Raw genomic sequence first — 26,375 nt, 5'->3', positions numbered from 1 at the left:
ATAAGTAATTTAAATTAAAGTGACAGGTTAATTCCAGCTGTGATCACACGAGAAGGAACGTAAACATTTGACGTTTGTCCAGTAAAGTTTTGCGTTGGATTCAGACCTTGTCTCTTTGTAAACATATAAAGGTTTTCTCCACTTACATATACTCGGGTATTTTGTAAATGTGCTTTAGATAAAAGACCCTTTGGTAAGGTATAATGGAATGTTACGTTTTGAACATTCAAATAAGAAGCATCAACAAGCCATCTATCAGAAGCTACACCAAACGTTGTATTTCTACCGGCATCCAAGCGAGGAACATCGGTAATATCTCCAGCTTTCTGCCAGCGTTTTGTGATGTCTGTATGCATAGCTACACCATAGCTACCAGAATGCATTAATTGAGCATATGCAGCATCATATACTTTACCACCCACTTGATAATTCAATTGGAAAGAAAGACCAAAGCCTTTATAGTTCAATGAGTTGATTATTGAACCATAGAAGTCAGGAATCGCACTACCTGCATAATGGTAAGCTGCGTTATTCTGATCAGTGGTTACCAGTACGTCTTTGCCACCTTCTTTTATAATAAAGGAATTAGCAGGAACGTTTGCATTAGCAACAAACAAGGCAGCTCCATCGGCAGGGTTTACACCATACCAATCTCTCAACCAGAAATCATAACGAGATTGCCCAACCATCCATTTCTGTGTACCTGTTATCACTTCAGTCTGTGGCATTTTGGTGATCTTATTTTCAAAAGTGGTCCAGTTTACACCGAGATTCCAATTGAAATCATGCTTTCTTATCACATCACCATTCACACTCACTTCAATTCCTTTATTGTACATAGAACCAGCATTCTGAGGATCAGAAAGGGTACCAGATGAAACTGGAGGAGGTACTCTGAATAATAGGTTATCGGAGCGTCTATCAAAATACTCAACGGAACCGTTTATTCTGTTTTTTAATAATCCGAAATCTAGAGCCACATCAAATGAGTTATTCTTTTCCCATTTCAACGCAGGATTTGCGGAGGTTGTAGACTGTGCTGCACCAGGTTCTGTATTGTTATTCTGCCCTACATTATAGAATGACTGGTATGCATAATAGATGCTATTTCCATTTGCATCCAAAATATCATCATTACCTACTTGGCCATAAGAAGCTCTCAACTTAAGTGCACTAAGCCAAGAAAGGTTGCTCATAAAGGCTTCTTGGTCAATACGCCATGCACCACTTACTGACCAGAAATTACCCCATCTGTTATCTGGATGAAAGCGCGAAGAACCATCGCGACGTAATGAAGCAGAAAGGAAGTATTTATTATCTAAGCTATAGTTAGCTCTTGATAAATAACTTTCAATCTTGTATCTGTCCTTGTTTGATGCAAGAGTAGCAGTAGTTGTAAAATTGGATAACTCGGTAATACCATCAACAATTTGGCCGGTACGCAGCGTTGTTACTGATTTGTAGGTTGCATCATAGTTTTCGTGGCCAATTAATGCTTCAACAGTATGTCTACCAAAAGTTTTATTGAAGTTCAACAATTGGTTGATTGTCAATGTAAGGTTATCTGAGGTATTTCTTCTAGCTCTACCACTAGGCGCACCATCACCTACAATCTTATTTTCAAATTGAGAACGTAGACTATTGCTGATATCAGCACTTACATTAGTAGTAAACTTAAAGTTTCTCAAAAAGCTTACTTCAGCAGAAAGTCGGTTGTTCAAAGCATTACGCTGTAGGATGTTTTCATTTAACAATGTTTCATAGATAGCATGACGACCGCCAATGGTAGGACGGTTCGGCAAACCTAAATTAGCCATACTGCCTAAATCGTATATTCTATTTCCCTTCTCGTCCAGGATATATGCACCAGTTGTTTGATCATGTGCATATACCGGATAGATTGGTCCTATGATACGGTTTGTATAAAATGGATTTACTAAGCCAGTGCTGCTTCCATCATCTGCACCTTGGTTTGCTTTAGTAACGATACCTGCTATATTCAAGCCTAATTTCAACCAGCCTAAAGGTTGGGTGTTCATATTCAGTCTTGAAGAATACCGTTTGTAATCAGAGTTTTCTACATATCCTTTTTCATTCGTATATCCAAGAGACAAATAGTAGTCGCTTTTAGGTGCGCCACCACTTACACTTACCGTATAGTCTCCACGAGAACCTGTTCTCTGAATTTCCTGCAACCAATCCAAATCATCGGCATATAATAATTTCGCGTTTGGATTCAATGTACCATCAGGACGCACAATTTCTGTTCTTGCTACATTGAACGGATTATAGGCTAATAACTGACTGATATCAGAAAAAGTTCGTGTACCATAAATCTGATTACCTGCAGTATTTCTTGGGTATAATCCTGAAGCTAAACGGCTTGCGTCTGCAACAGGAATAGCCGCACCTGAAGTTGGATAGACCAGGCTATTTCTATATGCCTCCCACATCAATGGATAATAGTCCATAGCACCTACGCGCTCATATTCTTCAATAGCACGAGATACAAATCCCTGCGATACATTAGCAGAAATTTGAGTACGGTCTTTCTTTCCTTTTTTTGTTGTGATCTGAATAACGCCATTTGCAGCACGTGCACCATAAAGTGCTGAAGAAGCAGCGTCTTTTAATACTGATACATTTTCAATATCATCTACATTAATATTGCTGATATCATAATCATAAGGTACGCCATCTACTACATATAATGGAGAACTTGAAGCGTTTAAAGAACCAAAACCTCTAATCCTAACCGCAGGGGATGAGCCAGGTTGGCCATTGCTAGAGTTCGTCGTTACACCAGGTGCTACACCTGACAATGCACTAATAACGTTCGTAACCGGACGGTTTTCCAACTCTTTAGCTGTTACTTGTGCAACAGAGTTAGTTACAGCGCCTTTCTTAGCAGTTCCATAAGCCACAACCACTACTTCAGACATACTCTGATCTTCTTTTTGTAGTGTAAGTGCAAAATTGGATCGGTCGTTTACGGATAGTTCTTGTGTAGAAAATCCGATGGAAGAGATTACTAATGTCTTTGCATCAGCTGGAACAGTTAATGTGAACGAACCATCACTCCCAGTAACGGTTCCTACCTTTGACCCTTTTACTTGTACAGATACATTGGGGGCCGGATTTCCTTTATCGTCGGAAACCTTACCGGTAATTTGGCGCTGCGCCCATGCCGTTCCAAGCATAAGCACAAAGCCCATGAGCAATAACAGTTTTCTCATTTGCATTTGGTTTTATTAATAAATAGAATTCACTTGGTCTGGAAGGAATATACTTCCTTATTTCTTGGTATTCGGATACAGTAGAGGGTTAGGTTAAAGACATTGACCCTAATCATTTTGCTGCATGAATATATTTGATGTTTTAAAATATAAATTAATATCTTTTAGAATGGCCATATCTTCCGTTGGAACGGCATATATCAACGTCTAAACCCAATGCATAAGCTATTATTTTTCGTTTTATATACCACGTTATCGAAAAGCCCAACTTTATTGCAATAAGATGCCAGCGGATACACTTAAAAGAATTAACATCCATAAATAAACCTTCGAATAGAAAGCCATGTTCTTATTTTAAAACAAAAGAGCCGCTGATTTCAGCGGCTCTTTTGTTTTAAAATAACACTTCCAACCTAAAAAAGGGTTTTGTGCCATATTTGGATTTGCATTCAATTCATCTAGAGAAATTAACTCCCTTTTTTATCACCATGAGAAATATTTAATGTTACAGCAGTATATTTCTATGCTTAGAAACCAAGGAATTAAAAGAGATGATTAGGATATAAGTTTTGATATAATAGAAAAGGCCTCTTTTTAAAGAGGCCTTTTCTATTATATCAAAAAGCTAATTGATTAATTGGTATATCCAGTATTTTGTTGGATAGTAGGATTAGCTTGTACTTCTGCATTTGGAATTGGTAATACAAAGCGGAAGTTTCCTCCAGGAAGTGTAGTTGCAGAAGCGGCAGGAGCATCGGAAGCTAAGCGTACAACCGGTAAGCTTCTTCTTCTTAAATCCCAGAAACGATGACCTTCAAATGCCAATTCTTTGAAACGCTCGTCCATGATTGCTGTAATTAATGCGTCTTTAGATGCAAAAACTCCAGTAACATAGCCAGTAATACGAGCTGCTCTTATAGCATTCAAATCAGCAGCAGCACCAGCTAAGTCGTTTTTCTCAGCTTTTGCTTCAGCACGAATCAAATACATTTCACCTGTTCTGAAAATTTTAGCATCGACCAAATTTTCTGTAGCAGTACCATAAGCGCCACCAGCATATTTTTTAACGATATGAGAAGGACGAGCAGGGCTTGCGCTGCTTAAAACTGATTCGTCTTTCAAGTAAGAAGCAAAGCGGATATCGTTAGTTTGATCAAAACTGCTCCAAAGTTTATCAGATACTACCCAGGTAACACTACCAATACTTGTAGCAGATGTTGAAGTCGCTCTAAATAAAGAACCCAATCTTGTAGTTGCAGTTGTACCGGCATCAAAACGCAAGTATCCTAAAGAAGTAGCTGATCTCTTAAGTTTGAAAGCTACTTCTGTCACTTTTGCATCAGTCCAGATGTCAGGGAACTCTGTTTTAGAAGCCAAAGGAAGAGCATTGATGTATTCAGTGCTGTAAGTAATGGCATCATCCCACTGTTTCAGATACAAGGCAATGCGAGCCTGTAAGCCAGCTACAGCTAATTTATTGGCACGTAAAGTTTGTGCTTCAGTAGACGCAGCAGAAGGAAGTAACGCTTTAGCAGCGGTTAAATCTGCCTTTAACTTGTCAAAATAAGGCCCTACTGCAATACGGGTAGTAGATTTAATAGAAGGTTCTTCCATATAAACCATTGCTAAGGCATTAGGATCAGAAGCACCACTATAAAAACGATATAGTTCAAAATGGCTGAATGCACGAATAAATAACGCTTCTCCTTTTAATTGATCACGCAGTTTATTATCGCCAGTACGAGTAGAATCGGATTTTGGTAACGCCTGCAACACTCTGTTTACACGGTCGATAGCGCGATAGAAAATATTTAATGCAGTAAAATTATCTCTCAAGCCAATGTCAGTCGAAGTATACTGCCACTCGTGTGTAGTACCGGCATTATAAAATTCGCCACGTTTCACTTCATCAGCAAACGTTGCATTAAGTAAGATAGCTTGCTCATTACCTAATAATGAATAGGCACCCACTACCCCTTGTTCGTTATTCTCAACCGTCTTTAAGGCTATATCTCCCCCAACGAAGTCAGTTTCTTTTACATCAATCACCTTCTTACAAGAAGCTAATGCAAGAACGAGCATTGATGAAAATAATATCTTGTAATGTTTCATTTTGTTTGTTTTTACCATTTTGTCAATCAATAGTGCGTTATTATTTCATTTGCACTTGCAATACAGATAACGCACTATTGATGAAATAGTTTTTTAATTAGAAATTAATATCAATACCAGTTACAAACATTTTTGGATTTGGATACTCGTTCAAGCTGATATTATTATTGTCTTCTGGATCAAGACCAGTCCATGGACTCCAGATAGCCAAGTTTTGACCTTGGATATAAAAACGAGCTGACTTCAGGATTGTAGTTCCCTTAACCTTGATTTCTGGAATCTGGTAAGCCACATTTAAGTTTCTGAAGCGTAAGAACTTCGCATCTTCCAAATCAGAAGAAGTGAAACCTTTGTCATAAAGTGGAGAAGGGAAGTAAGCTTGGTCACCTGGTTTCATCCACTGGTTAGTTAACATCTCTTTAGATGCATTTACAGAAGCATGATAACCAGCTGTACCACGAGTGATCCAGTTTCTTGTGTTATTGCTTCTTACTACATCAAACTGATAAGAGAACAATGCATCAATGCTAAATCTTTTGTAACGGATTTCAGCATTAAATCCTCCAACGTGCTTAGGTAAATATGTTCCAAACTTGGCAAACTGACCCGCTTGTGCAGCATCGGTTGTCGTTTTACCATCAAGCGTTTCAAATTGAGGCTTACCAGTAGTAGGATCAGCACCCAGGTAATGATAGGTATAGTGAGAACCATAAGGAAGACCTTCTTTGATCAAGAATGTACCAGAGAAGTACTCATTTACTGCACCTAAGTCTTCAATATTGTTTTTATTGATAGAGTGGTTGATACCAATAGCTACGTTCAGGTCATTTTGTTTCACTACGTCTACTACTGCAGAAAACTCAAATCCTTTATTGGTCATTATACCGGCATTGATATTCATGCTAGCAAAACCAGATGTTGCAGGAAGTGGGTTATTTACAAAGAGGTCGATCGTTTTGTTGTTATAGGCATCTACTGTAAAGCGAGCTCTGTTTCTCCACAATGCAAAGTCAACACCAAGGTTTGCTTTTTTAATTCTTTCAATTTTTAAATCAGGATTACCCGGTGTTGTTGGACCTTGACCAGTTACAGTTGATCCAGCGTATTGAGAGTTACCTGTACCGAAAGAAGGAACCTGAGGTCCTTGGTAGTTAGTTACACCAATAACACCACCACTAATAGAATAGCTAGAAGTAGGAATACTACCAATATTAGGAACAATACCATAAGAAGCTCTAACTCTTAAATCAGAAAGGATGTTTTGATCCTTCATGAAGCCTTCTTGTATAGCATTCCAAATTGCACCAGCAGACCAGGTAGTGATTTCGCGGTTGTCTAAGTTTACAATTCTTGAAGTACCATCACGTCTAATATTTGCAGTTAGTGTATACTTATTATTGTAAGTATATCTAGCATTTGCAAAATAGGAACGAATACCATAACCAGTGCTGGCAGAAGAAGCAGATTGAGCAGCGGTAGTACCAGTTACAGGAAGAGCACCGGCATTTTGTCCAGTAGCTCCCAAGCGTGGATCTAACTTATACAACAGGAAGCCTAAACCTTTTTGGTGAGCTCTTACAACTTCAAAGAAAGCACCAGTTTCTACTTCATGAGCCCCAAACTTCTTGCTGAAGATAGCACTTGATGTATTGATTAATTGGCTTGATAAAGAGTAAGCTTCGCGGTCTTCACCAGCATTGTATGTAGAACCAGCACCGTAGAAAGAACCTGGATTGATCCAGTGTTGGTAAACGTTGCTGGACGCATCAATACCTAATGTATTACGTAATGTTAAAGAAGGCACCACTTTATAAGACAATGTCAAGCCAGAGTTAACTTTAATTTGGTTTTGAGTATAAACAGTGTTCTCAATACCTTCTAATAAGTTAGCCACTTGCTTTAAAGCCAATGTAGTGCTAGTGCCATAGTTCAATGAACCGTCTGCCTTATATGGGTTTTCGTAAGGCTTTGCGCGGTAGGTCATCTGGAATGGACTTCTTGCGCTATTTCCTAACCATTCACCTTCAGAATAATTTGTCTTAGAATAACCTGCAGCAGCATTCAACTGAACGGTTAATCTATTAACTGAATGTTCAAGATTAAAACGTGTAGTATATCTTTTTAATGCAGCACCTTTGTCAATACCTTGCTGATCAAACATACCAGCAGACAGATAATACTTTGTTTTATCTGTACCACCACTCATATTCAACTCATATGTTTTTGATACACCTTGACGATACAAGAGATCACTCCAGTTTGAGTTTATACCTCTTAAGCTATCTAACATAAAGTCATAACGAGCTAATGTAGCCGCGGAAGCACTAGCGTTAGCTGGGTTTTTTCTTGAATATACCCAACCTGGTGTATTAGTAGTTGCACCGGCAACACCCAACATTTCTTCATATTGTAAAATCTCTGAAGAATTCATCATATTCAGACGAGAGAAATCAGGTGCCTGCGTAAGGCCATACTGACTACGGAATGAGAAATTTGTCGCACCCGCACGTCCTTTTTTAGTAGTGATTACAATTACCCCAGTACCGCCACGAGCACCATATAAAGCTGCAGCACTTGCGTCTTTTAATACAGTAATAGACTCAAAGTCATTAGGGTTGATTGTTTGCATATCAGATGAAGGCAAAGGCACACCATCAATTACATATAATGGTTGAGCACCAGCACCTTGGATTGATTGTACACCTCTAATAGTGATTTGTGCACTTGTACCAGGTTGACCAGAGCCAGAGTTTACCAATAAACCAGGTGCACGACCTTGTAAAGCCTGGTCAAAAGAACCTACTGGCGTTGCATCAACAGCCTTTGCTCCGATTACAGTTGACGCACCAGCGAAGTTTGACTTCTTTTCGCGGGTATATCCAGTTACCACGACAGCTTCTAGGCCAGAAGCCTGGCTTTTTAAGCTCACAGAAATTGTGTTTTGGCTACCAACAGCTACTTCTTGTTCGGCAAAGCCTACACCAGAAATAACAAGAGCCTTGGTATTTGCAGGAATTGACAATGTAAAATTACCATTGTTATTTGTTGTTGTACCCACCCGTGTCCCTTTTGCAAGAACGGATGCAGAAAAAACAGCATTTCCTGTTTCATCTGTAACCCGGCCTGAGATCGTCCGGGTTTGCGCTAGGAGTTGTGTACATAACACAAACAGGCCCAGCATAAGCATAAGCGCTTTTCTCATTTGCATACTTGTTTTTAAAAATTAAAGCTTTCTCAATTAAAATTTTATGAAACGGTCTTTCAAAATTCGGTGGTAAGGTAGGTTAGGAGGGAAATAGACCACATTTGGTACAGATGTGCTGCACGAATATATGGATTTGTGAAAAAAAATTAAATAATTTTTAATGCTCATATTATTTAATAGGTGGTTTATTAACTATAACAAATATGCATAATTATTTATATGCATCTCAAATACATCAGAATTAAACGTTCCTATGTTACTGTTATTCAATTAGTAAAAATCATAAGGAGCATAGAGAGTAGGCCAGAAAGAGCAAAATGTAGTTATCAATAAGAAGGTTATACATAAAATAATACGTACGCACTATTTAATAGTATTTTAGACAACCAATTACTAATTATGAGAAAATCGTTTATCCTTTTTGCTTTTTTGACTTTTCACCAGTTTGCCTTTTGCCAATCTAGCTCCCATGCAGGACAAGTTGCGGCTAACTTTTATTATTATTCTCAATTTATAAGTGGTAAAGTTTTCTTCAAAACAGGTCAGACAACAGAAGCCCGGCTTAATTACAATCTCGCTTTAGAAGAAATACATTTCATTAATACAAAAGGAGATACGCTAGCTTTAGCCAATGAAGGAACCCTTCAAGTTGTCATTATTGGAAGTGATTCTTTTTATTACGACAAGGGCTATTTAAAAATTGTTGAAACCTATAATAACCTTAAACTTGCTTCAAAACAAAAAAGATCTTCAGAATCCCAAAAACAACGCGGTGCATATGGTGAAAACGTTTCCGGTTCTGCTGCTATAAATATTAATAATTACACACCTGCAGATAAAGCCAGCATCAAGTTAAATCCCAATGAAGGAACTTACGGTACTTTTGAAATAAGTTACTTTATTATGGACGCTAATAACAACGTTGTTCCTGCAACTAAAAAGAATTTTCTAAAGTATTTCCCCAAGTTTAAGCCTGAGATCGAGACTTTTATCAACTCCAATGCGCTTGACCTTTCTGTTGAAAACGATCTTAAAAAACTATTCCTTTACGCTAATTCACTAAACAATTCATAACAATAGAACAGGTTTGTTAAACAACATCCTTCTTACTGTTTTGTTTTTTTACTTTAAAACTATTTTTCAAACAAGGGAATTATACTATCAATTAAGTTTTTCCACTTTTTAATCAACCTTACTACTTACATAAAAACAAAAGCCCGCTGGAAAACCAGCGGGCTTTTATTAATTCTATTACCGGTATTAATAACCGGGGTTCTGATCGATAATTGTATTTACCAATACCTCACCGGAAGGAATAGGCCAGATATACAGATTTTCGTTATATCCAACCGCGCCAATGGTTCCCTTGGCTGGGAAAGCCATACCTAAACGCATCAGGTCTCTTGAACGGAAACCTTCACCTAACAACTCTATTCTTCTCTCTATCAGAATAGCGTCTATCAGTGCTTGTTGTGTAGCTGGGGCCAGCGTAGTGCTTGCATCGGAACGCTTTCTAACGGCATTCAACAAGGCGATTGCTTTTGCATCCAACCCATTGGTACGGGCCAACGCTTCCGCCAGATTCAGCAATACTTCTGAGTAGCGAATAACAGGTACATAGTCACCATTTGCTGTCCACTTACGTAACCATGTTTTTGTGCCAATAGTTTGGGCAAAATTGGTACGACGTGCATCGGTAGCTGTCCATCCGGTGTTAGCTACGATACCATTGCCAGTGGCATTCAAAGAATACTCTCCGGTACCGCTACAGCTTGTACAAGCAGTAGAAGAACCTGGACTATAGTAAGAGTTCAAACTGTTTTGCGTACCAGGTAAATCTGCAGAAGTGAATGGGAAGGAAAAGATATTCTCCAACGTTAATCCACTTCTAAACACTGCAGCAACATCGCTATTCAACTCATGTTGTACTCCAGTACCGGCTTTAAATGATGTAGTTCCTGTTACAATTTTGTTTGCCTCGGTAATTACATCATTGTAACGTCCCATGTGCAGATATATACGGGTTTTCAATGCTATAGCTGCATTTTTATGAGCACGCACTACATTCAACTCTGATGGAGGAGCAGCATTTGTAAGCGGCAGGTTTGCTTCTGCAAAGTTTAGATCTTCCAGAATTAAAGTATATACTTCAGCAACTGTAGAACGCTCCTTCTTACTGTCACCCTGGCTGGTTTGAGGCTCAGTATAGATAACTACGCCGGGTTTACTACCATTACCATCTGTATATGGCCGTGCATAAATGGTAACCAATGAATGATAAGCTAAGGCTCTCAGGAAACGGGCTTCGCCGCGGTATTGATTTTTCAAAGCATCACTAATAGGAGATTTGTCAACACCCGCTAACACTACGTTGATACGATTAATTGCTGCATATGCGGCATTCCATAAGTTATTCACCTCATTTGTGCCTGAATTAACAGTAAAGTTCCACGTTTGTAGGTTGGTTACACCATTGGCCGTTTCATTTATAAATTCTTCACCGCGTATGTCTTGATAGTTATAATAGCGACCAGCATAGAAGGCACCTGACTTTACGCTAGAGTACATCCCTTGTACGGCAGCCAATGTGCGGTCTGCAGTTTCAAAGGCAACCGCATCCGATATAGATGCTTGTGGAATGGGGTTTAATAATTCCTTTCGGCATGCACTTAAGCCGACAACGGTTATAAAAACTAATATTTTGAATTTCATGTTTTTCCCTTTAATGATTAAAATCCGATATTGATACCAACATTGATCGTGCGAGCCAAAGGCGCTGCGTTTCTATCTACGCTTGGTCCAGCGTTAACTACCTGGTCTGCAGTACCGCCACCGCTATTACTTTGAATTTCTGGATCAAAACCTGAGTACTTAGTAATAGTAAAGGCATTCAATGCAGCAACATATACTCTTGCGCTATTGATTTTAGCTTTTCCTACTAGATTCTTAGGAAGCGTATAGCCCAAAGAGATATTACGTCCTTTAATGAAATCGCCTTTTTCAATATTGTTGGTCATTACAATACCCGAACCATTAGATATATTATCGCCAAATACTACACGAGGCCATTCTGCATTATCACCCGCTTTTGTCCAACGGTTCAACGCATCTTTAGCGTTGTTCCAGTTACGGTTGTCATGCAAACCAGCTTTTGATCCATTATATACATAGTTACCACCACTGTAATACAATAGAATATTAAAGTCAAAGCCTTTATACTTGATTGTGTTGTCAAAACCACCAAAGAAGCGAGGAAGTGCAGGTCCTACGATAACACCGTCTACCGCCTGGCTGGCAGCGCGGGATACGGCTCCATTATCAACACGTGTCCATCTGCTGGCAGAAGCAGCCGCATGGTTGTATTGCACGCGTGTACCATCGTTAAGAACAAAGATTCTTTGTCCATTATTAGGGTTAACACCTTCTGTACGAACAGCAAAGAAACTACCAATAGACTCTCCTACCCGTATCATAGAGGGAGATTCCAAACCACCAGTAGCAACCAGGATATCAGCATTATTATTAGCTAATGAGGTTACTTCGTTTTTAACGGTAGTAATGTTAATGCTAGAGTTCCAGGAGAAGTCTTTCTTGTTAATAACAGTACCACCCAGGCTTAATTCAATACCCTTATTAACCATGCTGCCGATGTTCGCCGCAATAGAGTTTCCAGGAACACCTCTTGAAGGAGCTTGCGGCTCATTCAGGATCAAATCTGTAATGTCATTATTGTAATAAGCGAATTCAACATTTAAGCGATTCTTCAACATTGTTGCTGAAAAGCCAACATCGAGTTTAGCACTTTTTTCCCAAGTCAGGTTTCTATTACCAGCTTGGTTAAATCCGATTGTCGCATAAGAACCATAAAGACCAGAACCATATAGGCTTTGGTATGCATAGCTGCTTACACCGGAGAAGTTACCCACTTTTCCATAGCTTCCACGCAGACGGAAGGTGTTAACAACATTATCAATTCCTAAAGAGTTCCAGAAGCCTTCTTCTGATAAAGCCCAACCTGCTGAACCGCCATAGAAGGTACCCCATTTGTTGGCAAATGCAGAATAACCATCACGACGAATATTTCCAGAAAGGAAGTATTTGCGTTTGTAGTCATAGTTAACACGTCCAAAGTAAGACTGTAAGAAGTTCTCTGATAGGCCATTACCAGAAGCCACTATCTCAGTGAAGCCACCTTGGTATTCATTAAAGAAAGGATCAGACACTCTTCTGCGGCTAGCACCCCAGTTGTCATTTTTAGTGTATTGCTGTTCAGCACCCACTAACACATTCAAACCATGATTGTCGGTAATACGCGTATCATAGTTCAATGTATTTTGCCAGTTCCAACGGCGAGGGCGTAACAAGGTATTAGTAGCATTACCGGCAGTACTATTACCATCACCATGAATAGCGTTTTGGAAGCTTTCACTAACACTATTCAGGTTGTCGATACCATATAAAGTTTTAAAGTTTAAGCCTTTGATCAACTTAACTTGTCCATAAATGTTAGCCAGTACACGATCATTGGCTGTTGTAAACTTATCCATGTCTAACAACATAACAGCATTGGTAAATGCCAGTGCTGACTTATTAGCACCTTGACCAATGGTGTTAGATGTCGTATTGATGTTATAACTGCCATCTGCATTATAAGGGCTTACGTTTGGTGCCAGACCAAAAGCAAGACGTGCAGCACCTGACGTATTGAAAGCCGCACCTGTAGAACCCGTATTCAGACCAGAGGTATTGGTACTGGTATAATTGAATGTACCACCAATAGTGATGGCATCTGTCACTTTATGATCCAACGTAAAGCGACCAGTCATTCGTTTATAGTCATTGTTTTTAAACATGCCATCCTGGTCAGTAAAGCCAGTTGAGAAATAATAAGTGGTCTTATCATTTGCACCAGAAACAGAGAGGCTATGGCTTTGAGCAAAGCCTGTACGATAAACGTAATCATACCAACGGGTATCGATAAGGTTGCCGTTAGCGTCATTCATGGTATAGAAGCCACGTGTGGTACCATTGGGCGCTGTACCAGCATTCACTAATCCTTCATTTTTCAGATCGGTAAATTCCTGCGCATTCAATACATCTACTACGTTATAAGGCTTGGTCCATCCGGCCCAACCTTCATAGGTAACACGGGCACGGCCCTGACGGCCTTTCTTTGTGGTTATCAACATTACACCCGCAGATGCTCTTGATCCATAGATGGCTGCAGCAGATGCGTCTTTCAACACTTCAATACTTTCAATATCAGAAGGGTTGATGTCGCCCAACAAGTTACTGGCTGTAGCACCACTACCTACGTCACCAGAAAAAGAAGGAACACCATCGATTACGATCAATGGAGAAGAACTAAGTGAAATAGAGTTTACCCCTCTTACACGAATAATGGGTGCATTACCCAATACACCATTGGGGATAGAAATATTCACCCCTGGGGCTCTACCTGACAAACCTTGTTCAAAACTTTGTAGTGGTTGGTCACGAAGTTTGTTACCTGCAATAGAGGATACGCTACCTGTAACTTCTGTTTTACGTTGTGTACCATAACCTACTACTACTACTTCCTGCAAATTCTTGTCTGCAGACTGTAGCGAAGCGTTGATGGTTGTTTGACTACCAATACTCACTTCCTGCGTACCCATGTCAACGGATGAAAAAACGATTGTTTTGCCGTTAGCTGGTACTGTTAAAGTATAGGTACCATCAGTTTTGGAAACGGTACCCACGTTAGTACCTTTTACCTGAATGGATACATTGGGGATCGGGTTGCCCTTGTCGTCGGTCACCCGGCCGGTAATGGCGCGCTGCGCCCATACCTGTAGCGTGCATAGCAAAGCCACTACGCCTAGCAGTAGAAATTTCCTCATGTGCAATGTAGATTTATCTATAGTTAATAAAAACCATATGATCTATGTCTTTTACCACATCCCCAAAAACCAAAAAATGGATTAATGGTAAATACAATGGATAAAAAGACATATAAGCAGGATAACCTGCTGCACCGAATATAAAAAAAGAAAAGCTTTTTTTTAACCATTATTAACATGTACTAAGTATATATACCTAGAAACCCTGTCGTACATCCTTACGTGATGGCGTCAACGAAATCAACAACGCTGGCAACAAGGTAAGGTTGGCAACCGTAGCCACCACAAGTGTTAAGGATGTTAACCAGCCCAGGGACTGTGTACCTCCAAACCCACTAAAACAAAAGATTATAAAACCGGCAATTAATACAATAGAGGTATATATAATACTAAGCCCTGTAGAATGAATGGTTTGAATTACATTCTGCTTGGTATCAGCTATCTGTTTTTGATCCTGCTTGTAGTTGACCAAAAACCGGATGGTAATATCTATAGCTATCCCCAGTGCCACACTAAACACTAATACTGTTGAAGGTTTCAGCGGCACGCCTACCCAGCCCATAACACCGGCCGTAATGACCAGCGGCACAATGTTGGGTAGCAGCGAGCATAATAAAATACGGCCAGAACGGAATAAGTACAACATACATAGCGCAATGAGCAGGAATGCCCAGAAAATACTTTCTTTAAGTCCATTGATGATATAGCGACTACCCTCTAAAAAGGTAACAGAGCTACCTGTTAGTTGTACATTATACTTGGCCGTGTCGAATAAACGATTGGTTTGCTGTTGTATACTGTCTAAGATCAACGGTAGTCGCGCACTGCCTACGTCCTGCATATTCACACTTATACGTGCCAGTTGACGGTCTTTATCCATAAAGGAATTCACCAGCTTGGTGAACGAGTTGGATGTACCGGCTTCCTGTTTCATTTGCAGGTACTGTGCCAGTGCCGGCAGATCATACTCCGAAGGCATCGTATAATTCAAACTATCACCTTCAAAGAAAGCCTGTTTGGCAAATTTCAATCCTTCTGTAATAGTTAGAGGCTTGCCAATATATGGCCGGGAGGCCAGGTATTGTGTAAGAGTATCGATCCGGTTAAGGTTATTGAGGTTACGCGACACACCATATTTCTTTTTGGTATCTACTACAATCTCCAATGGCATTACCCCTCTAAAATGTGTTTCAAAAAACTTCAGATCAGTATAGATCTTATCGGTCTTAGGCAGATCATCTACAATATATCCCACACTCTTTAAACGGAAAATACCCAGTATGGCTACTACTAATACGGCTGCCGTAACCGCATAAATCGTCTTGCGATGATCCAGCGACCAGCCTTCTAACCTATCTAGCCAGCGCTGCAAACGGCGCGACTCCAGGTACTTTACATGGCGCGCTTTGGGTACAGCCATAACACTTAATACTGCAGGAATCAATATCAAGGAAATGAAGAACAGTAGCATGATATTAATACCAGACACTACCCCAAACTCTTTTAGAATCTGGCTTTTAGTAAGCGCAAAAACGGCAAAGCCAATGGCTGCCGCTATATTACAAAACAAGGTTACTACCCCCATCTTGGCAATCATCTGTACCAAGGCCTCCTGTTTATTTTCCGTTGCTTTATAGCTTGTGTGGTATTTGTTTAAAAAATAAATACAGTTGGGTATCCCAATCACCACAATCAATGGCGGGATCAGGGCAGTCAGCAACGTAATATTATACCCTAACAAGTGCATGGTACCAAAGCTCCAGATCACCCCTATTATAACTACCGCCAGCGATAAGGCCATGGCACTCAAGGAGCGGAAAAACAACAGCAGGATCAACGCAGACAGGGCCAGCGAAATCAGGGTAAACCACTTCATTTCCCGCTGTATCTTATTGGCCATCATGGTGCGGATCAAAGGAAGTCCACTCAAATAAACGGTGGTACCTTGTTTAACCTCAAACGCATTGGTTAGCTGCACAATTTTTTCTACCAGCGCCGAACGTTTGGGCGAGGACATAATATCCTTGTTCACATGCACCCCCATTAGCCAGGCATGGGTTTGAGGATTATATAATAACCCTTGGTAAAAAGGCAGGTTATAGAAAGCAGCGGCACTGCTATCTAACTCGCTTTGCGATAAAACAGTATCCCGGAAAATAGGTGTTGGCTGCAGCTTCTCCGTAGCCTCGTTTTTAATAAGATTAACAGCCGCGGGTACACTCAGCACATCTTCAACGCCTGTCACTTTTTTGATATTTTGCTGTAAAATCCTGTAATCGTTAAAGAAGCCCGGCTTAAAAAAATTCTGGGTCTGTACGCCTATCACCAGCAGGTTGCCGTCTTCCCCAAACTGCTTTTTAAAATTCTGGTACGTAATGTATTTGGGATTATCGGTAGGAATAGCCCTGGAGAACTCGTAACTCAGTTTTACCTGGCTGGCATGCCAGCCCATAAATACCGTAGCCGCAATCAAAAGTATTGACAGGGGCAAGCGGTAACGCAATACACCTTCTCCAAAGGATTTCCACATAGGCCTATTTTTTATTCTAACAAAGAAACGGAAAAAGGATAATTAGCTGATTAGCTGATGTGAAGATTAGCTGATGAAAGCTGCTAGCGGTGAGCTTTAGCTGTGAGCTGAGAGAGGGTTGACAGGTTAACAAGTTGATAAGTTGACAAGGGAGAATAATAAAGGTATTGGGAATTAGGGGTTTAGAGAGAATAGCGGCATCATAGTTTTCATTTTTACTATAAAACAGCTTTAACGCAATGGTTTAGTTAAGCTTTGATATTTTTGAGCAGTGAGATATCTGCTACTCTTCTTTGTATTGGTAACCAAAGCTTTTGCTCAAAGTCCTGCCATTGGCACCTGGCGCGAACACCTACCTTATGGTATAGCTATCGATGTTACAGCTTCTACTAATAGGATATATGCCGCTACCCCTTTTAGCCTTTTTAGTGTGGACCTGGCCAGTGAAGAAATCGAGCGGTTCAGCAAGGTGTCTGGACTCAGCGAGACGGGTATCAGCACTATACAATTTGATAAGCTTTCGCAAAAACTGTGGATTGGCTATACCAGCAGCAACATTGATGTGCTCACCACAAAAGGTATTATCAATATTCCTGAATTAAAAAGAGAAACGGTCAATCACGATAAAACCATTCACCATTTTTTTACAGACAATAACCTGTGTTATGCATCTACCGGCTTAGGGGTTATTGTGCTGGATGCCAACAAGTATGAGATCCGAGACTCCTGGATCATCGGTAATAACGGCCATTATGTAACTACTTACATGGTAGCCAAGGATGCCAGCTTTTTTTATGCTGCTACAGAAGAAGGACTTAAACGCACACCAGTAACAAATCCTAACCCAGCCGATTATCACTCCTGGGAATTCCTTTCTGGCAACAATGGATTAACGGCAACAGCATGTAAGGGCGTAGTGAATCTCAATAGTAAAATCATTGCATTGCAAAACGACTCGCTGTTTGTACTGAATGGCTCAAGCTGGAATCTTTTCTTTGAAAATGGGTCTGCCATTACTTCTATCAATACAACAGAAAATAAGCTGGCAGTAACACAGAAGAATGCTGGCAACAACCAGGTAGTTGTTTTAAACAGCGATGGTACAACTTACAGAAACGTTCAGCATCCGTTGTTTACGGCTATTCCTAAAAAAGCACTCGTCAATAATGGAATGGTATGGGTAGCTGACTCCACCTCAGGTCTATCACGCTTTAGTGCAACCGAAGTAGAACCCTACCAACCTAATGCTCCTCTTCAAGTAGTTAGCGGCAATTTAGTCGCCTATGCCAGTACGCTATATGCTACAGCCGGCGGTACCAGCAACATAGGAGATCCCTTACACAAACCCGCTGGTTTGTACCTGTATAAGGAAAGGCAATGGCATAATATTAGCCAGCTCTCCCACCCTGCTTTGGCAGGTATTAACGACCTAGCCTCTATAGCCATCGATCCCCGCGATGAAACAGTTTGGATTGGCTCTTTTGGCAAAGGGCTACTGCACTTTAAGTCCAACAATCAATTTGACATTATTCAGCAGGCGCCCCTTAGTGGTACTGTCAGTGATCCAACCAGCATTCGCATAAATGGATTGGTCTTTGACAATGAGCAAAATCTTTGGGTTTCCAACACAGGCGCTGCAACGTACCTGCATGTGCTAAAAAAAGATAACACCTGGCAATCCTTTACATCGCCATACGTCTTAACCAATAATGCGGTATCACAACTATTAATAGACGATGTCAACCAGTTGTGGATCGTATCGCCGGGCAATGGCTTGTTGTTGCTCCAACACAATAACACGCTGGACAACAAAACCGACGACCTGTGGCGCTTGTACCGCAGTGGCCGCGGCAATGGCAACCTGCCCAGTAATGAAGTGCTCACAATAGCCAAAGACAAAAACGGTTATATATGGGTAGGCACCAATGATGGCATTGGTATTATTCAATGTCCTTTTGATGCCTTCACCACTACCGGCTGCGAGGCCATATTACCAGTAGCCCAGCAAGGCAATTTTGCTAATTATCTATTTAAAGGAGAAGAAGTAAGAGCGATAGCTGTAGATGGTGCTGACCGCAAATGGATTGGTACACGCAATGGTGTATGGTTGATCAGTGCTGAAGGCGATAAAGTACTGCAACGCTTTACAGAAACTAACAGTCCGCTGCCCAGTAATGATATTCAACAGATAGCTGTAGATGGGACAACCGGCGATGTTTTTATCGCCACAGCCAAAGGCTTAGTATCGTATCGAGGTACTGCTACTGAAGCCACGGTGATGCAGAAAGACTTGTTTATTTATCCCAATCCTGTACCGCCTACTTTTAGTGGTGTCATTGCCATAAAAGGAATGGCCGCTAATAGTACAGTGAAGATCACTGAGCTGAACGGAAGGCTGGTGTATCAAACCCGCTCGTTGGGAGGGCAAGCCCTATGGAATGGCAAAGACGCCAAAGGCCAACCCGTGGCCACTGGCGTGTATTTGGTATTAGTAACCGACGAACAGCAGCAGGAGCGCGCAGCTGGCAAGATTGTTTTTATAGCTAAATAGAGAGGTGGGAGCGTGAAACGTCAAACGTGAGACGTGAAAAGGGCTGCAAGCTGCATGCTACAAGCTGTAAGCTAAACAGCCGAGGTGTTCGTAGTTGACAGAGGACTGGGGATAGTTGACAGGGTAACAGATTGACAAGAGAGAGAGAATAACGAACAAGGAATATTGAATAATGAGGGAAGAAGAAAGAAAAATTGATTGTTGGGTGCTGTCAACTGTCATCTATCAACTGTCATCTTATTTACACGTTGAAAGGATTAAATTGGTTCAAGGAAGTGATTTATGGTTCATAAAACAAAAGGCGTTGTATTGCGCACGGTGAAATTTGGAGAGACCAGCATTGTTGTGTCTGTATTTACCGAGTTGTTCGGCCTGCAATCCTATTTGGTAAATGGCATCCGCCAGGTATCAAAAAAAGGTACTGCTAAAGGCGCTTATTTCCAGCCGGCCTCTTTACTGGAACTGGTAGTGTACAAGAATGAATTTAAAAACCTGCAGCGCATTAAGGAATACAAATGGTCCTATTTGTACCAGCACCTGTTCTCTGATATATTCAAAAACGCCGTAGCGCTGTTTGCTATTGAACTGCTCAACAAGTGTCTGAAAGAACCAGAACCAAACAACGAGCTTTTTTATTTTATAGAAGATGCCTTGCTGCACCTGGATGAAGCCTCACCTACTGTAACAGCCAATTTCCCTTTATTTATTGCCTTACATCTAGCTGTATTTTTTGGCTTCCGTATCAATGATGAATATACAGAAGCAAAGCACTACCTGGACCTGCAGGAAGGTGTATTCACAGAAGAACAGCCACAACATTCATACTATCTAATAGACCGCGAAGCAGAAGCTGTATCACATATTTTAAAAGTGATGCAACCCAGTGAGCTGGAAGATGTAAAACTGAACCAGGATATGCGTCGTCGAATCTTAACCGCGCTGGAGGGTTATTATGCTTTGCATGTACCCGATTTTGGCACCATGCGTACACTACCCGTACTGCGCGAAATTTCAAACTAAGCGCTGCACACTAAAATCCGATTGCAAGAGTACTACCCCTGGCGTTTTGCCTTTTTCAAATAAACCCAAACGTTCCCAGCCTATTGCATCTGCACCATTATTGGTGGCCCATTGCAGCAAAGTAGCTAATGGTACTTGAGGGAAGTGTTCGTGCAAAATGGCTAGCTCTTTAGCGATGCTCAATTGCCAGTTGCTGCTATAGCTATCGGTTCCTAACACCACATGGCAGTTGTGCTTGATCAACAGATCTACAGGAGGCAAGCGGTCTTCAATATATTGGTTAGCATTGGGACAGAGACAAAATACCAGCTTTAGCCCATGCGCTGCGGCATGTTCTTTTGCCCATATAATATCGGCTTCCTGCGTATAGGTGTTATGTACCAGTATAATAGTTTGTCCCTTGGTAAAATGAGACAGCCAGGTTTGCAAACTGGATTTTCCGCTGGTAGCAAAAGGGCTATGAGCTTTACCGGTGATCAACTCGTAGAACTCCAGAAACTGACCACTTCCCTTTTCAAACAATTCATTCTCAGGCGCGGTTTCCTGGTTATGCACCGATATCACACGCCCAGCTGTCGCTTCATTGATGGCCTTAAAGGTGGCTGCGCTAACACTATAAGGTGCATGAGGCGTAATAACAGCCTTCAGGTTGGCCCTTTCAAACACCTGCTGTACGCTTTGGAATCTTGAAAAAGCCTGCTCAAGATTGGCGTCCCAAAGGTTGATCACTTCTATCAGTGTATGCCATTGTATAAGGCTAGTTTTTTTAGTAGCTGCAGAATCAGCGGTATTGGCAATATCGGCAACGGCCACAATGCCATTTTCATACATTTCTTTTTCAGCTGCCACTATTGCATCAGCTTTGGCTTGTTCTTCATCTTTATCCTTGCGCAAGCGGATGACGGATAGCAGGAAGTCTACCAATCCCTTTTTAGGCTCAATACTGTTCTTTAAATGGCTTAACTCCAGGTGGCAATGGCAGTTGATCATACCGGGCATCAAGATGCCGGTAAACCGTTCTATTTCATTATCTGGGGCTAGTGAAGTAATTACATCCAGTACGGCTCCCGCCTCATCCAAGATCAATATTTTATCTTTTTGTAGGGTATATCCATCAAAAAGCCAATCGGCCTGCAGTTTTCTCATCTTCATTTAATGACTTAGAGCTGTTTACGATTTTAGATCCTGATTACCATAGCTCCTTTTAGGAGGAGTTCCACGGTTACCTCGAGTTTTAAAAGCCTGTACATACCGCCTATAACCGTGGCACTCCTCTATTATTTATTTAGATTCTGTTTATTGGAGCAAGTTGTGCCACGGTTATAAGCTGCCTTTACTGATATTCAAAACCTGCTGCAACCGTGGCACAACTTGATATAAATCTTAAACAGGCTCTAAAATACCTTTATCGTGGCTGCAAATATGTAATTTTGCAGCCTATTTTTCTTATGCAAGATAAACTCGACGCCATACAGGCCCGCTTTAATGATTTAGGTGTTGCACTTACCAACCCTGAAATAATTGCCGATAACAAGAAGTTTGGGCAACTGAGCAAGGAATACCGCAGCCTTGAAAAGATTGTAAATGCTTACCGTGATTACCGTAAGGTGTTGGATGATGTGGATTTCTACAAAGAAGCTCTGAGTGGAAGTGATGAAGAATTGCGTGAGCTGGCTAAGATAGAATTGCCGGAAATTGAAATAACGAAGGAGAAGATGGAAGGCTCTATCCGCCAGATGCTGATTCCGAAAGATCCGCAGGATGAGAAAAATGCTATTTTGGAGATCCGTGCCGGAACGGGCGGTGATGAAGCTTCGCTATTTGCCGGCGACCTGGTACGCATGTATATGAAGTATTGTGAGCAACGTGGTTGGAAAACGGCCTTGTTGAGTGAAAATGAAGGTACAGTGGGCGGCTATAAGGAAGCCCAGATTGAAGTAACAGGTGATGATGTATATGGTACATTGAAATTTGAAAGTGGTGTACACCGCGTACAGCGTGTGCCCGATACGGAAGCCAGCGGCCGTGTACATACCAGTGCGGCTACTGTAGCAGTGATGCCAGAGGCTGAAGAAGTGGATTTTGAATTAAAGGAAAGTGATGTAAAGATGGAAACCGCGCGAAGTGGTGGTGCAGGTGGTCAGAATGTAAACAAGGTAGAGACCAAGGTATTTTTGACCCACGTACCAACAGGTGTTGTAGTAGTTTGTCAAACAGAACGCTCTCAGTTAGGTAACCGGGAAAAAGCCATGCAAATGTTGCGGACGAAACTCTACGAAGAACAGGTACGAAAACAAGAAGAGGAAATATCCCGCCATCGTAAGACTTTGGTGAGCAGTGGCGACAGAAGTGCTAAGATCCGCACTTACAATTTTCCCCAAGGTCGGGTTACTGATCACCGCATTGGTTTAACCTTATATAACTTACCGGATGTGCTGAATGGTAATATCCAGGAATTAATTGATGCACTTCAATTTGCGGAAAACGCAGAGAAGATGGTGAAGCAGGATTAACGGAACCCAGGCAAAAGCCACTAACTTAAAGTGTAAAGTTTGCGATTTAAAGTTGTTTTAACGGTTAGCCCCTTCTATTAAGAAGGGGCTAATTATTTAACCTCAGATCGTAAATTTTACCTATTCAATCTATTCCATTTAATACATAGCAATTGAAACTCAATCATTTGCCCAATGGATTTTTCTAACACTAACGTTTATGTGCTTTACTGAGTAATTGTGTATTGCTTTTTTACACATTAAATTGTTTCTTGTGGAGGTATATCCCCAATACCCTATCCGTATCATTCATTAGCAAAGCATAAATAAAAACTGGCACAGTCTTTTCTAAATTATAAGTGTCGGTAGTTCTTTAGGATTTTGCAACAGGTTTTGAAAAGCATTAACAGATACTAAAAAATTATTGGCACCTATTTTGTAATACATATAAAGACTTTCTCACATAAAGCAGTCAATTTTCTCATAAGCAGTTAGTTTTGGTTGCGACCCCTGTTTCCACAGGGGTCTATTTTTTTATATACTTCAGGTTCCAAAACCAAATACCGATAAAACTGCCAACAATATCTGCAGCCCAATCGCCCAGGTCAAATGAACGATTAGGAATGAATTGATCCTGAACAACTTCCACTAAGATCCCATAAATAACGGCGGCCAAAAATGCAGTCATCATCCCCCGTTTGAGGCTAATCTGCATAGCCCAGCAAATCAGGAAGGTAAAAAGGCTAAAAAGGCCAATATGCACCCACTTATCAAAGAAAACCTTTCCCATCCATCCGGATTGGGGAAAAGCCGACCCCGGCAAGGTAAATAAAATGCACATGGTGATAAAGTAGAGCGTGAGTATGGTGTAGCGCAGCTTTACAGAAACTATCATAACACAAAATAAGGGTTAGGAAGTGAATTGTTAATCGTGAAACGTAAGAAATAAGTCCACGGTCAACAGACGACAGCCCACAGTAAGGGAGACTGTACGCACGAGAAGGTGAGTGATTTTTCGTGAAACGTGAAAAGGGTTATTGTACATTAAAGAGTATGATAATCAGTGTTGATTATCGATAACTTTTAACCAATAATCTTTAACGATTCACTATCCCCAAAAAGAAAGGCACCTGAAAAAGTGCCTCGTTATTATTACGTTGGAAAATTTGTACAACTATCAAAGTTTACCCACTACATACATCTTATCTAATGTAGGACTGGGACTACCGCCTTTAGGCTCAAGAGTAATAGCAAAAGCCTGGGCTTGCTGTACATTTTTCATGCGCACCAGCAGCTTTTCCTGCTGCATTTCAAATACGCCCAAATCAATTGGCTGATTATTTAATAAGGCCCACAACTGGTACTGCTGGTCAGCAGCAGGTTGGGGTAGGTTATTGATCATCATGTAGACATCCTTGCTGGCGGTGTCCCAATACACAGTAACAAAAGATGCCGGTGAATGGGCTGTGCCTTGCAAGGCGGTCATCTTCATACCTGATTTGTGCAACAGCACCTGCTCAGTTTTGATCTCGTTGAGCTGCGCGGTAGATTCATTCAGGTTTTGCTGCAGCTGGCGGTTGGCTTCCTGTAGCTCCTGATACTTTGTATGGGTGTTAAAGGCCCAATATAAAGATCCGGCTAATAGTACTACAGAAGCGGCTGCTACCCATTTCCAGGCCCCAATAGAACGTACTGGCGGTTGAGTCTCCAGCGTTTCCATTGGCTGCATAACAGGTTGATTGAACAACTGGTCTTCAATCCTGGCCTTTAACCCCGCCGGAGGTGGAATAGCCTCCCGTAAAAGCTTCGCCTCCAGTGTCTGTTCAAAGCTATTCCGGGCCTGGGCTACCTCGGGGTACTGGCTGCAGGCGTGTTCAAACTCCTGCCGTTCGGCATCCGAAGCCAGTCCTAAGACGTAGCTTTCTACAATACCACTTGCTATGTACTCTTTTACGTTCACTTATTGTAATAAGTTTCTTAACTGGATCAATGCACTACGCAAGCGCGTTTTCACTGTACCTAACGGTATGTTCAGTGCTTTAGCTATTTGCTCGTGCGTATAACCTTGGTAATAAGACAGATCAATCAACAGTCGTTGCTCTTCTTTTAGCTTTTGGATCACACGCTTCAGTCCAAAATCATCAATGCCGGGCCGCACTGCTGGAAGTGAATACTCATTCCCTTCTATGGATTGCTGACGCAATCCGGCCTGATAGCTCCGTGAGCGAACTTTATCAATAGCAGCATTGCGGGCAATATTCAGCATCCAGGTAAACAGGCGCCCTTTTGCCGGGTCGTAACTATCAATTTTACGCCAAACGCTGACAAAGACCTCCTGCACCACATCGCTGACCAAGGCATCGTCGAGCACAATTTGTTTTACCACTCCACACAAGGCGCCAGCATAGTTATCATAGAGATAACTAAAAGCCTGGTTGTCCTTTTGTTGTAAAAGAGATACCAGTTCTTGCTCGGTGTATGTGGTTCTAACGCTCAACGTAGGTCTTGGGCAGCAATGGACAGGGCATGCTGTGGATATACGATTGTTATTGAAAAACAGATTGATGGCTTAGCTCACCAGGCTTTGGTAGGCAGCAGCATCCATCAATGTGTCAACATCAGCAACATTATTCAACTTCATTTTCACCATCCAACCCTCGCCATATGGATCGGAGTTTACCAGCTCAGGGTTGTTATTCAGGTTGGGGTTCAGTTCTGTGATCGTACCAGCTAAAGGCAGGTATAAATCAGAAACTGTTTTTACTGCTTCTACTGTTCCAAATACGCTACCCGCTTCTAAGCTTTGGCCAATGGTCTCTACTTCTACATATACGATATCGCCCAATTCGTGCTGTGCAAAATCAGTAATACCAATAATGGCTACATCACCTTCTACGCGAATCCATTCATGATCTTTTGTGTACCGTAAATTTTCTGGAAAGTTCATATTTGACGTTTGAAGCTGCAATATTAACCGGAATTTCTGATTTCTGATTTGAAGATTGCTGATTTGGTTTCACGCGGGGAGCACCGGGGCGCTGAGGAAGGATTTCGCACAGAGAAAAGGAGAAGGCTTCTCGCAAAGGCGCAAAGGTCCAAAGACGCAAAGAAATGATAGGCGATAATAAAAAAGCACTCCGTAATTGGAGTGCTTTTTTATTATCAATTCATGTTCTCTTTATTGAACATTTCGAGTTGATCATTGAGTATTGAACATTCTCTCTCATCACTCTCCCTTCCTTGTCAACTTTTCAACTTGTTAACCTTTCAACCTAAATCAGTCATCAGCCATCCTCACATCAGCCATTTCCTCTAATCCCAATAATCTCCCCAAATCGTGGTTCCAA

At 41.2% G+C, this 26,375-nt stretch carries 15 protein-coding genes; 4 read left to right on the top strand and 11 right to left on the bottom strand.

Features of this window, described 5'->3' with window-relative positions; genetic code table 11:
* Window positions 1-14: 14 nt before the first annotated feature.
* The 3 genes from SY85_RS18835 to SY85_RS18825 all read right to left on the bottom strand — a co-directional run bounded on the left by SY85_RS18835 (window position 15) and on the right by SY85_RS18825 (window position 8,550).
* Window positions 15-3,236, bottom strand: coding sequence for a SusC/RagA family TonB-linked outer membrane protein (locus SY85_RS18835; RefSeq protein WP_066406494.1), 3,222 nt, complete (start codon window positions 3,234-3,236; stop codon window positions 15-17).
* A gap of 633 nt (window positions 3,237-3,869) precedes the next feature.
* Complete coding sequence (locus SY85_RS18830; RefSeq protein ID WP_158513004.1) at window positions 3,870-5,348, bottom strand: RagB/SusD family nutrient uptake outer membrane protein; 1,479 nt, start codon at window positions 5,346-5,348, stop codon at window positions 3,870-3,872.
* 97 nt (window positions 5,349-5,445) lie between these two features.
* Entirely contained in the window at window positions 5,446-8,550 is a 3,105-nt protein-coding gene (locus tag SY85_RS18825) for a SusC/RagA family TonB-linked outer membrane protein (RefSeq protein ID WP_158513003.1), read from the bottom strand.
* Between the two features lie 402 nt (window positions 8,551-8,952).
* Here SY85_RS18825 and SY85_RS18820 point away from each other — a divergent pair, with 402 nt between their 5' ends.
* A complete protein-coding gene (locus SY85_RS18820) occupies window positions 8,953-9,627 on the top strand; it encodes a hypothetical protein (protein WP_066406491.1) in 675 nt (224 codons plus the stop codon).
* Between the two features lie 186 nt (window positions 9,628-9,813).
* On the opposite strand, the gene SY85_RS18815 is transcribed toward SY85_RS18820, so the two are convergent.
* The 3 genes from SY85_RS18815 to SY85_RS18805 all read right to left on the bottom strand — a co-directional run bounded on the left by SY85_RS18815 (window position 9,814) and on the right by SY85_RS18805 (window position 16,965).
* Window positions 9,814-11,265 (bottom strand): RagB/SusD family nutrient uptake outer membrane protein, encoded by a 1,452-nt coding sequence (locus SY85_RS18815; protein WP_066406490.1) that lies wholly within the window; start codon window positions 11,263-11,265, stop codon window positions 9,814-9,816.
* 17 nt (window positions 11,266-11,282) lie between these two features.
* Window positions 11,283-14,435 (bottom strand): SusC/RagA family TonB-linked outer membrane protein, encoded by a 3,153-nt coding sequence (locus SY85_RS18810; RefSeq protein ID WP_066406489.1) that lies wholly within the window; start codon window positions 14,433-14,435, stop codon window positions 11,283-11,285.
* 196 nt (window positions 14,436-14,631) lie between these two features.
* Window positions 14,632-16,965 (bottom strand): efflux RND transporter permease subunit, encoded by a 2,334-nt coding sequence (locus SY85_RS18805; protein WP_066406487.1) that lies wholly within the window; start codon window positions 16,963-16,965, stop codon window positions 14,632-14,634.
* Between the two features lie 271 nt (window positions 16,966-17,236).
* Here SY85_RS18805 and porZ point away from each other — a divergent pair, with 271 nt between their 5' ends.
* Window positions 17,237-19,516, top strand: coding sequence for a type IX secretion system anionic LPS delivery protein PorZ (porZ, locus tag SY85_RS18800; protein ID WP_066406483.1), 2,280 nt, complete (start codon window positions 17,237-17,239; stop codon window positions 19,514-19,516).
* Between the two features lie 282 nt (window positions 19,517-19,798).
* Window positions 19,799-20,536: a DNA repair protein RecO gene (recO, locus tag SY85_RS18795; RefSeq protein WP_066406482.1), complete on the top strand. Its 738-nt coding sequence runs from the start codon at window positions 19,799-19,801 to the stop codon at window positions 20,534-20,536.
* Here recO and SY85_RS18790 read toward each other — a convergent pair.
* A complete protein-coding gene (locus SY85_RS18790) occupies window positions 20,528-21,688 on the bottom strand; it encodes an amidohydrolase family protein (protein WP_082886594.1) in 1,161 nt (386 codons plus the stop codon). The two genes, recO and SY85_RS18790, sit on opposite strands and share 9 nt — an antisense overlap.
* Window positions 21,689-21,984: 296 nt before the next feature.
* Between SY85_RS18790 and prfA the strand changes: the two genes are divergently transcribed.
* Window positions 21,985-23,049 carry a peptide chain release factor 1 gene (gene prfA, locus SY85_RS18785; protein WP_066409983.1) on the top strand — a complete coding sequence of 355 codons (1,065 nt, stop codon included), beginning with the start codon at window positions 21,985-21,987 and terminating at the stop codon, window positions 23,047-23,049.
* Window positions 23,050-23,554: 505 nt separating this feature from the next.
* Here the strand turns inward: prfA and SY85_RS18780 are convergent.
* The 4 genes from SY85_RS18780 to gcvH all read right to left on the bottom strand — a co-directional run bounded on the left by SY85_RS18780 (window position 23,555) and on the right by gcvH (window position 25,975).
* Window positions 23,555-23,923, bottom strand: coding sequence for a VanZ family protein (locus SY85_RS18780; protein WP_066406480.1), 369 nt, complete (start codon window positions 23,921-23,923; stop codon window positions 23,555-23,557).
* 282 nt (window positions 23,924-24,205) lie between these two features.
* A complete protein-coding gene (locus SY85_RS18775) occupies window positions 24,206-24,988 on the bottom strand; it encodes an anti-sigma factor (RefSeq protein ID WP_066406478.1) in 783 nt (260 codons plus the stop codon).
* Window positions 24,989-25,525: an RNA polymerase sigma factor gene (locus SY85_RS18770; protein ID WP_066406476.1), complete on the bottom strand. Its 537-nt coding sequence runs from the start codon at window positions 25,523-25,525 to the stop codon at window positions 24,989-24,991.
* A 72-nt stretch (window positions 25,526-25,597) separates the two neighbouring features.
* On the bottom strand, window positions 25,598-25,975 hold the full coding sequence (gcvH, locus tag SY85_RS18765; RefSeq protein WP_066406473.1) for a glycine cleavage system protein GcvH: 378 nt from the start codon (window positions 25,973-25,975) through the stop codon (window positions 25,598-25,600).
* Between the last annotated feature and the right edge of the window lie 400 nt (window positions 25,976-26,375).

The organism is Flavisolibacter tropicus, assembly GCF_001644645.1.
GTDB lineage: Bacteria > Bacteroidota > Bacteroidia > Chitinophagales > Chitinophagaceae > Flavisolibacter > Flavisolibacter tropicus.
This window is presented reverse-complemented; position numbering and strand designations above follow the sequence as displayed.

Coding starts and splice junctions, on each gene's coding strand:
- SY85_RS18835 (WP_066406494.1), bottom strand. CDS start 3,236: ATGAGAAAACTGTTATTGCTCATGGGCTTTGTGCTTATGCTTGGAACG.
- SY85_RS18830 (WP_158513004.1), bottom strand. CDS start 5,348: ATGAAACATTACAAGATATTATTTTCATCAATGCTCGTTCTTGCATTA.
- SY85_RS18825 (WP_158513003.1), bottom strand. CDS start 8,550: ATGAGAAAAGCGCTTATGCTTATGCTGGGCCTGTTTGTGTTATGTACA.
- SY85_RS18820 (WP_066406491.1), top strand. CDS start 8,953: ATGAGAAAATCGTTTATCCTTTTTGCTTTTTTGACTTTTCACCAGTTT.
- SY85_RS18815 (WP_066406490.1), bottom strand. CDS start 11,265: ATGAAATTCAAAATATTAGTTTTTATAACCGTTGTCGGCTTAAGTGCA.
- SY85_RS18810 (WP_066406489.1), bottom strand. CDS start 14,435: ATGAGGAAATTTCTACTGCTAGGCGTAGTGGCTTTGCTATGCACGCTA.
- SY85_RS18805 (WP_066406487.1), bottom strand. CDS start 16,965: ATGTGGAAATCCTTTGGAGAAGGTGTATTGCGTTACCGCTTGCCCCTG.
- recO (WP_066406482.1), top strand. CDS start 19,799: ATGGTTCATAAAACAAAAGGCGTTGTATTGCGCACGGTGAAATTTGGA.
- SY85_RS18790 (WP_082886594.1), bottom strand. CDS start 21,688: ATGAAGATGAGAAAACTGCAGGCCGATTGGCTTTTTGATGGATATACC.
- prfA (WP_066409983.1), top strand. CDS start 21,985: ATGCAAGATAAACTCGACGCCATACAGGCCCGCTTTAATGATTTAGGT.
- SY85_RS18780 (WP_066406480.1), bottom strand. CDS start 23,923: ATGATAGTTTCTGTAAAGCTGCGCTACACCATACTCACGCTCTACTTT.
- gcvH (WP_066406473.1), bottom strand. CDS start 25,975: ATGAACTTTCCAGAAAATTTACGGTACACAAAAGATCATGAATGGATT.